This is a genomic window from Pseudomonas sp. IT-P2 (assembly GCF_949767575.1).
In the GTDB taxonomy this organism is placed as follows: Bacteria; Pseudomonadota; Gammaproteobacteria; order Pseudomonadales; family Pseudomonadaceae; genus Aquipseudomonas; species Aquipseudomonas pharyngis.
This window is the reverse complement of record NZ_CATKQA010000006.1, coordinates 123902-130177: the sequence shown is the minus strand read 5'-3', so window position 1 is coordinate 130177 and position 6276 is coordinate 123902. Positions and strand designations below refer to the sequence as shown.

Here is a 6276-nt window from a genome sequence, read left to right as displayed (position 1 = left end):
TCGGCGCCCTTTTCAATTCAGATCATGTGCTGGCATGCAACTTCAGCCCCAGCGCTTTCATGACTTTGAGGATCGTTCCAAACTCGGGATTTACCTCGCCTGACAGTGCGCGATAAAGACTTTCCCTTGATAGCCCCGCATCCCGTGCGACCTGGGTCATGCCACGCGCCCGAGCGATAGTGCCAAGTGCCTTGGCAATAAAAGCCGGGTCATCCCCCGCCTCTTCCATGCAGGCATCCAGATAGTTGGCCATGTCCTCTTCTGTCTTGAGGTACTCGGCTGAGTCCCAACGAGTGAATTGTTCGGTCATGGGTTTTGCTCCTGCCAGGATTCCGCGATGAGCCTGGCTTGCTTGATGTCTCGAGATTGACTGCTCTTGTCTCCACCACAAAGGAGGATGACCAGCTGACGACCTTGCTGCATGAAATAGACCCGATATCCCGGGCCATAGTCAATTCGGGCTTCGCTGATCCCTTCGCCAATGGCTTTGACATCACCGAAGTTTCCTTCAGCCATACGATCAATTCGCACCTGAATACGCATCCTGGCGCGACTATCAGCCAGCTTCACAAGCCAGCTCGAGAATGTGGAGCTTCGAAGTATCTCAGTCATGGTCGCAAGTGTAGCCGTTGAGCTACACGCACTCTACATGGACTTCTCTCTGTCCGATATACGGCGTCTACACTCGTCATACCCGTGATTTGCTGCGCGTTACGTCAAGGAGACGACCATGCAACCGAAAGCCCTGATCACCGCCGCCCTTCTCGGCCTGCTGCCCAGCGCCAGCCACGCCACCAATCTGATGTACATGCCGTTCGAAACAGTCGTGTCGGATGCAATGCGCGCCGGGCGGCTGGATGGCAGTGTGAAGTTTTATCTGGTCGGCAACGGGCCTCAGGGCACTCAGCGGTTGTTGCGGCGCGGGGTGGTCAGCGATCTGAAGACCAACGGCTTCAACAAGAGCGATCACGACTCCTGCGAGTGGGTGTTGCAGTCGAATCTGATTGCGCTGCAGGCCGAGGCCAAGCGTGTCGGGGCGAATGCGGTGACCAATATCGTCAGCTATTACGACCAGCATGTGCGCAAGGATCTGAACACTTACGAGTGTCGGGCCGGGGTGTTTGTGACGCGGGTGGCGTTGAAGGGGGATCTGGTTCGGCTGCCCTGATCAACCGGCTTCGACCTTGCGCGTGAGCAGTTCGACAAACGCCTTGGCCATCGGCGATTTCTGATCCTTGCGCTGCACCAGCCACACCGCCGTCACGGCCTCGGGATCGAGCAGCGGCCGATAGACCACACCGTCGATGCGCATCCGCTGATACGAGGCCGGCATCACCGACACGCCCAGACCGGCTGCCACCAGACCGATGATGGTCATGGCCTCGCCGGCCTCCTGGGCGAAGTGCGGACTGAACCCGGCATCACGGGCCAGGCTGATCAACTGTGAATACAGACCGCTGCCGTAGCTGCGCGGGAAGAACACGAACGGTTCAAGCGCCAGCGCCGAAAGGAACAGCCCCTCTTCAGTGCCCTGCGCCAACGGATGCTTGGAACTGAGCACGGCCACCAGCGGCTCGCGTGTGAGTTCGACCACGCTCAGTGAATCCGGCAAACCCAGCGGACGCATGATGCCGACTTCGATCGATTCGTCCACCAACGCGTCGGCGACCATGGTGCTGCTCATCTCGCGCAGATTCAGGTGCACCGCCGGGAAGCGCTGTCGGAAGGAAAAAATCGCCTGGGGAATGGTCGAGTTGAAAGGCGCCGAGGAGGTGAAGCCGATCTTCAATTCCCCTAGTTCACCGAGTTGCGCCCGGCGGGCCACGTCCGCCGCTTTATCGACTTGGGCGAGCACCAGCCGCGCTTCCTCCAGAAACAGTCGCCCGGCCTCGCTGAGTTCGACCCGACGATTGGTACGCTCGAAAAGCCGTGCACCGACTTCCTGTTCCAGCGCCTGAATCTGCTGGCTCAGCGGTGGCTGGGAGATGCCCAGCACCTGTGCGGCCCGGCCGAAGTGCAGTTCTTCGGCGACGGCGATGAAGTAGCGCAGATGACGTAATTCCATGGGCACCCCATTAGGTCGTGAAAGCTATCAAACAGGTCGAACAATATATTGGATAGAAACATTAGCCAGCTATATGATTTTTTCATTGCCTGCCTGCCCGCGCCCTCCGAGGTCTGATGTGAAAACCGCCGTCGCTCCACTGGCCCATGAAGTTCCGCCCGCTGCGGCGGACGATGTGCTGACCGAACTGCAAGAGATCTACATCGAGAAAGGCACGCCCGCGTTCATGCGCACGGTACTCGCGCTGTTCAGCGGCGGCTTCGCCACCTTCGCCCTGCTGTACTGCGTTCAGCCGATGATGCCGCTGCTGTCCCACGAATATTCGATCAACGCCGCGCAGAGCAGCCTGATCCTGTCGGTGTCCACCGGCATGCTGGCGTTCGGTCTGCTGATCACCGGCCCGATTTCCGATCGGGTCGGGCGCAAACCGGTGATGGTCGCCGCACTGTTCGCCGCGGCGCTGTGCACCATCGCCAGTTCGATGATGCCGAGCTGGCACGGCGTACTGATCATGCGTGCGCTGATCGGGCTGTCATTGAGTGGCCTGGCGGCGGTGGCCATGACTTACCTGAGCGAGGAAATCCATCCGCAGCACATCGGCCTGGCGATGGGTCTGTACATCGGCGGCAACGCGATTGGCGGCATGAGCGGGCGGTTGATCACCGGTGTGCTGATCGACTTCGTCAGCTGGCACACGGCGATGATGGTGATTGGCGGCCTGGCGCTGATCGCAGCGGCGGTGTTCTGGAAAATCCTGCCGGAGTCGCGCAACTTCCGCTCCCGCTCGCTGCACCCGCGCAGCCTGCTCGACGGCTTCACCATGCACTTTCGCGATGCCGGCCTGCCATTGCTGTTCCTTGAGGCGTTTGTGCTGATGGGCGCGTTCGTCACCCTGTTCAACTACATCGGTTACCGCCTGCTGGCCGAGCCGTACCACATGGATCAGGTGTTTGTGGGGCTGCTATCGGTGGTGTATCTGTCGGGCATCTACAGCTCGGCAAAAATCGGTTCGCTGGCCGACAAACTGGGCCGCCGCAAAGTGCTCTGGGCGACCATCGCCCTGATGTTCGCCGGCCTCGCCCTGACGATGTTCACACCGCTGCCGCTGGTGATCATCGGCATGCTGATCTTCACCTTCGGCTTCTTCGCCGCCCACTCGGTCGCCAGCAGCTGGATCGGCCGCCGGGCGCTCAAGGCCAAGGGCCAGGCGTCGTCGTTGTACCTGTTCAGCTATTACGCCGGGTCGAGCATCGCGGGGACGGCGGGCGGGGTGTTCTGGCACCTGGCGGGATGGAACGGGATCGGGTTGTTCATCGGCGCGCTGTTGCTGGTGGCGCTGTTGGTGGCGTTGAAGCTGGCGAAGTTGCCGCCGCTGGGTGGCGTCAAAGCCTGATTCGCGCCCACAAAAAACGCCCGGCATAAGCCGGGCGTTTTTGTTTTCTACCCTTAGAGCTGAGCGCCGATTACTCGTGATACTGCGCCGACAACTCGTGCACCGCACGCAGGAACGCGCCAGCGTGCTCCGGATCGACTTCCGGCGTGATGCCATGGCCGAGGTTGAACACGTGGCCGCTGCCCTTGCCGTAGCTGGCGAGGATGCGCCCGACTTCGGTGCGGATCGCTTCCGGCTTGGCGTAGAGCACGGTCGGGTCCATGTTGCCTTGCAGCGCGACCTTGTCACCCACGCGGGCGCGGGCGTTGCCGATGTCGCAGGTCCAGTCCAGGCCCAGTGCGTCAGCGCCGGCCTCGGCGATGCTTTCCAGCCACAGGCCGCCGTTCTTGGTGAACAGGATCACCGGCACTTTGCGACCGTCGTGCTCGCGGATCAGGCCGCTGACGATTTTCTTCATGTAGGCCAGGGAGAACTCTTGGTACGCCGCCGCGGACAGGTTGCCGCCCCAAGTATCGAAGATCTGCACCGCTTGCGCACCGGCCTGGATCTGGCCGTTGAGGTACGAAGTCACCGACTGCGCCAGCTTGTCCAGCAGCAGGTGCATGGCTTGCGGGTTGTCGTAGAGCATCGCCTTGGTCTTGCGGAAGTCTTTCGACGAGCCGCCTTCGACCATGTACGTGGCGAGGGTCCAGGGGCTGCCTGAGAAACCGATCAGCGGCACGCGGCCGTTCAGTTCGCGGCGGATGGTGCTGACCGCGTCCATCACGTAACCGAGGTCTTTGTGCGGATCGGGGATCGGCAGGGCTTCGATGTCGGCCAGGGTGCTGACGACTTTCTTGAAGCGCGGACCTTCACCGGTCTCGAAGTACAGGCCCTGGCCCATGGCATCGGGAATGGTGAGGATGTCGGAGAACAGGATCGCCGCGTCCAGTTGCGGATAGCGGTCCAGCGGTTGCAGCGTGACTTCGCAGGCGAATTCCGGATTCATGCACAGGCTCATGAAATCACCGGCCTGGGCGCGGCTGGCGCGGTATTCCGGCAGGTAGCGGCCGGCCTGGCGCATCATCCACACAGGGGTGACGTCTACGGGTTGCTTGAGCAGGGCGCGGAGGAAACGGTCGTTCTTCAGGGCAGTCATGTCGGCATCCGGAAAAAAAGTGCGGGCATTTTCTCAGAGCGCGACGCAAAAGGCACGGATGCAGGTCAGCCTTTTGTCTATCGGGTCAATTTGTCGCGTATTTTTCACAGAAGATCGTTCCCACGCTCCGCGTGGTAATGCCGCCAGTGACGCTCCGCGTCACGCCTTTTGGGACGCAGAGCGTCCCGGGAGGCATTCCCACGCAGACGGTTCGACGCCTCGACGTGGGAACGATCAGAGGAAGGTTTAGACGCCCAGGTAGTCGAGGATCCCTTCCGCTGCATTGCGGCCTTCGAAGATCGCCGTCACCACCAGGTCGGAACCGCGCACCATGTCGCCACCGGCGAAGATTTTCGGGTTGCTGGTCTGGTGCTTGTACTGACCTTGCTCGGGCGCAACGACGCGGCCCTGGCTGTCGGTCTGAATCTCGAACTGCTCGAACCATGGCGCCGGGCTCGGGCGGAAACCGAAAGCGATGACCACGGCGTCGGCCGGGATGATCTCTTCGGAGCCCGGGATCGGCTCTGGGCTGCGACGGCCACGGGCGTCCGGTTCGCCGAGACGGGTCTCGACCACTTTCACGCCTTCGACCTTGTCCTCGCCGACGATGGCGATCGGCTGGCGGTTGTAGAGGAATTTCACGCCTTCTTCCTTGGCGTTTTTCACCTCTTTGCGCGAGCCAGGCATGTTCGCTTCGTCACGACGATAGGCGCAGGTCACCGATTTGGCGCCCTGGCGGATCGACGTGCGGTTGCAGTCCATCGCCGTGTCGCCGCCGCCCAGCACCACAACCTTCTTGCCCTTCATGTCGACGAAATCTTCCGGCGACTTTTCAAAGCCCAGGTTGCGGTTGACGTTGGCGATCAGGAAATCCAGCGCGTCATAAACGCCCGGCAGATCCTCACCGGCAAAACCGCCCTTCATGTAGGTGTAGGTGCCCATGCCCATGAACACGGCATCGTATTCGGCGAGCAGTTGTTCCATGGTCACGTCCTTGCCGACCTCGGTGTTGAGGCGGAATTCGATGCCCATGCCGGTGAAGACTTCACGGCGATTGCTCAGCACGGTCTTCTCAAGCTTGAACTCGGGGATGCCGAAGGTCAGCAGACCGCCGATTTCCGGGTTCTTGTCGAACACCACGGGAGTCACGCCGCCACGCACCAGCACGTCGGCGCAACCCAGACCCGCCGGGCCTGCGCCGATGATCGCTACACGCTTGCCGGTCGGTTTGACCTTGGACATGTCCGGGCGCCAGCCCATGGCGAACGCGGTGTCGGTGATGTACTTCTCGACCGAACCGATGGTCACCGCGCCGAAGCCGTCGTTAAGGGTGCAGGCACCCTCGCACAGACGATCCTGCGGGCACACCCGGCCGCAGACTTCCGGCAGGGTGTTGGTCTGGTGCGACAGCTCGGCGGCCTGGAGGATGTTGCCCTCGGCCACCAGCTTCAGCCAGTTCGGAATGAAGTTGTGCACCGGGCACTTCCATTCGCAATACGGGTTGCCGCAACCCAGGCAGCGGTGGGCCTGGTCGGCCGACTGCTGGGGTTTGAACGGTTCGTAGATTTCCACGAACTCTTTCTTGCGTTGACGCAACAGTTTCTTCTTCGGATCCTTGCGCCCGACATCGATGAACTGGAAGTCGTTATTCAGACGTTCAGCCATTGTTAAAACCTCATC

At 61.2% G+C, this 6276-nt stretch carries 7 protein-coding genes; 2 read left to right on the top strand and 5 right to left on the bottom strand.

What is annotated here, in order from left to right:
* Positions 1-22: 22 nt before the first annotated feature.
* Positions 23-310, bottom strand: coding sequence for an addiction module antidote protein (locus tag ACM6JM_RS04950; protein WP_011332089.1), 288 nt, complete (start codon positions 308-310; stop codon positions 23-25).
* Complete coding sequence (locus ACM6JM_RS04945) at positions 307-612, bottom strand: type II toxin-antitoxin system RelE/ParE family toxin (protein ID WP_039766452.1); 306 nt, start codon at positions 610-612, stop codon at positions 307-309. Before ACM6JM_RS04945 ends, ACM6JM_RS04950 begins: the two co-directional genes overlap by 4 nt.
* 118 nt (positions 613-730) lie before the next feature.
* Here ACM6JM_RS04945 and ACM6JM_RS04940 point away from each other — a divergent pair, with 118 nt between their 5' ends.
* Positions 731-1168: an excinuclease gene (locus ACM6JM_RS04940; protein WP_414881400.1), complete on the top strand. Its 438-nt coding sequence runs from the start codon at positions 731-733 to the stop codon at positions 1166-1168.
* Here ACM6JM_RS04940 and ACM6JM_RS04935 read toward each other — a convergent pair whose 3' ends face one another.
* Positions 1169-2065 (bottom strand): LysR substrate-binding domain-containing protein, encoded by an 897-nt coding sequence (locus ACM6JM_RS04935; RefSeq protein ID WP_414881399.1) that lies wholly within the window; start codon positions 2063-2065, stop codon positions 1169-1171. It abuts the gene before it with no gap.
* Between the two features lie 118 nt (positions 2066-2183).
* On the opposite strand from ACM6JM_RS04935, the gene ACM6JM_RS04930 reads away from it, so the two are divergent.
* A complete protein-coding gene (locus tag ACM6JM_RS04930) occupies positions 2184-3458 on the top strand; it encodes an MFS transporter (RefSeq protein ID WP_414881398.1) in 1275 nt (424 codons plus the stop codon).
* Positions 3459-3528: 70 nt separating this feature from the next.
* Here ACM6JM_RS04930 and hemE read toward each other — a convergent pair whose 3' ends face one another.
* Complete coding sequence (hemE, locus tag ACM6JM_RS04925) at positions 3529-4596, bottom strand: uroporphyrinogen decarboxylase (protein ID WP_007968321.1); 1068 nt, start codon at positions 4594-4596, stop codon at positions 3529-3531.
* Positions 4597-4842: 246 nt separating this feature from the next.
* Positions 4843-6261, bottom strand: a complete 1419-nt coding sequence (locus tag ACM6JM_RS04920; protein WP_007909438.1) for an FAD-dependent oxidoreductase — start codon at positions 6259-6261, stop codon at positions 4843-4845.
* Between the last annotated feature and the right edge of the window lie 15 nt (positions 6262-6276).